This is a genomic window from Streptomyces sp. NPDC002845, assembly GCF_053591955.1.
This window is the reverse complement of the sequence record NZ_JBSFUU010000209.1, coordinates 1-2,326: the sequence shown is the minus strand read 5'-3', so window position 1 is coordinate 2,326 and position 2,326 is coordinate 1. Positions and strand designations below refer to the sequence as shown.

The window sequence follows — 2,326 nt, the reverse complement described above, 5'->3', positions numbered from 1 at the left end:
CTACGCCATGGTCATCGTCCGCCGACCGGCACGAGTACCCAACTCGCCATTCACACCAGACCCGTGACCTGCGACTTCACGATGCACACCACTCAATGACCGACGATCTTCACCGAAGTCATCCACCCGCGGCCGACACGAGTACCCCCACCCCGCGCACACCAGCCCCGTGACCAGCAACTTCACGATGCACAGCACTCAAAGGGCACACTCGGGACGCGGCAGGTGACTGGTGATCGCGCAGCGGGCCCCGTTTGACCTTGACACGGTGACAGGGCTTTCACTGCTTGCCAAGGAGGTGGTCTCGATGACGATCACGAGACAGGACACGGATGCGATTCGGGCGCTCCAGGGGCTTGAGGACGGCCGTTCGTCCGTGCGACTGCGGGCTGCTCTGGCGGTCGGCACGACACCTGACCCGCGCTTCGTCGACAAGCTCATCGAGCGATGCGCGATCGAGCCCGAGTTCTTCGTCCGCGACATGCTGACCTGGGCGCTCACCCGCCACCCGGTGTCCATGACGCTCCCCGAGCTGGTCCGCGAAGTCCGCTCGGAGCGTGCGCAGGCACGGAGCCAGGCGCTGCACACGCTGTCCAAGATCGGGCACCGGCAGGCGTGGCCGGCGATCACACGGGCGCTGTTGTCCGACGCTGACGACGAGGTGGCGCGGAGCGCCTGGCGGGCCGCGGTCGTGCTCGTGCCGGAAGGTGAGGAGTCCGCCTTGGCCGCGGTGCTGGCGATACAGCTCGGGCGCGGTGAGCGGGAGACGCAGCTGAGTCTCAGCCGGGCGCTGGTCGCGCTGGGCGAAGTGATTGTGCCGGCTCTGCGTGCTGCGACGACGGGCCCTGACCCGCGCGTGCGCGTGCACGCGCTCGCCACGGAACGGCTGCTGCGCGAGCCGGACGCCGGATTCGAGTTTGCGATCGAGGAGGCCAAGCGCGTCGTGGCCCTCGGCGGGTCCGGCCAAGAGGGACGATAGGACGTGTTGATCGGTGAGGTGGCGCGACGGTCCGGGGTCAGTGCCCGCATGCTCCGGCATTACGAATCGCTCGGCCTGGTGCGGCCTTCGGGCCGTACGGGCTCCGGTTATCGGGAGTACTCCGGCGAGGACATCTGGCGGATCTTCCATATCGAGAGCCTGCGGTCGCTGGGTCTGTCGCTGCGTGAGATCGGGCGCGCGCTCGACGATTCCGGCTTCACACCCTCGGCGCTCGTCGGTGACCTCATCCGTCAGACACGCGACCGCATCGCGGCCGAGACCGAGCTGCTCACGCGGCTGCGCCGGATTGATGCCGCGGACCCCGCCGGCTGGGAGGACGTCCTTCAGGTCGTTGCGCTCCTCCAGGCACTGGGGGCGAAGAGCGCCGACGCGCGCCAGCGCGCGGCCCTTTCCTCGGCCGACGAGGTTCCGGTGCCGGTGGAGGTCCTGGTCGAGGCGGCACTGAGCGAGACGGAGCCGAACGTCGCCGGAGCCCTTCGATGGGCGCTGGCGCGATCGGGCGACGGCGCCCCGGCACTGCTGGCGGAGGGCCTCGGCTCACCGGTGGCCGCGGTACGGGAACGTGCCGTTCAGTCCCTCGCCGAGATGCCCGGTGATGAGGCCACCGCGCAGCTGCGGCACGCTCTCGCGAACCCCGACGTCGCGGTCCGCGGGTATGCGGCTCTGGCGCTCGGGACACGTGGAGTGGCCGATGCGGTCTCCACGCTCATCGACATGATCATGGAGGGAAGGAACGACACCGATGCAGCCGACGCACTGGGCATACTGGCGAGTGACACCGCGACGGCGGATCAGATCGCGACCAGGCTCGTCGACCGCCTCGCCCACAACACCACTCAAGCGCCTGCACGTGGACGGCTGACCCAAGCACTGGCGGCCGTCCCGGGAACGACGGCGTCACGTGCCCTCATGGAGCTGTCGCATGACGAGGACCATGCCGTTGCGCTGACCGCGGCGTACCTTCTTCAGCTACGCGACGCACGGTGACGGATCTCTCCTGGGGTACCGCGTACGAGGCCCGTGGGGCGGAGGGGTCCCCGACCTGTCGCCGTCCACAGAGGGGGCGGCGGACCTCCTGGCCCAGTTTCCGCAGCACTACCCCGACATCGCAGCGGACGACGAGGGCACGCTCGTCCGCTTCCGGGTACTGCTCCAGCGCCCATAGCTACGGGACATCGTCATCCCAGCACGCCTCAACCTCGATCCACCACGCGATAGCCGGTCTTTGGACGGAGAAATAGGAAGAGGTGCCTGCTGACCTGCGATAATGGGAGTTCCTACGCTTCCATCAGCCGCACACAGCAAGGCACCTCTGAAGTGAAAGTC

At 68.3% G+C, this 2,326-nt stretch carries 2 protein-coding genes; both read left to right on the top strand.

What is annotated here, in order from left to right; all coding sequences use genetic code 11:
- Window positions 1–307: 307 nt before the first annotated feature.
- Window positions 308–979 carry a HEAT repeat domain-containing protein gene (locus ACWD3C_RS48365; RefSeq protein WP_451155177.1) on the top strand — a complete coding sequence of 224 codons (672 nt, stop codon included), beginning with the start codon at window positions 308–310 and terminating at the stop codon, window positions 977–979.
- 3 nt (window positions 980–982) lie between these two features.
- Window positions 983–1,987, top strand: a complete 1,005-nt coding sequence (locus ACWD3C_RS48360) for a MerR family transcriptional regulator (RefSeq protein ID WP_451155175.1) — start codon at window positions 983–985, stop codon at window positions 1,985–1,987.
- Window positions 1,988–2,326 lie beyond the last annotated feature (339 nt).

Bases quoted from the DNA above. Each gene is read 5' to 3' on its own strand.
- ACWD3C_RS48365 (WP_451155177.1), top strand. From the start codon at position 308: ATGACGATCACGAGACAGGACACGGATGCGATTCGGGCGCTCCAGGGG.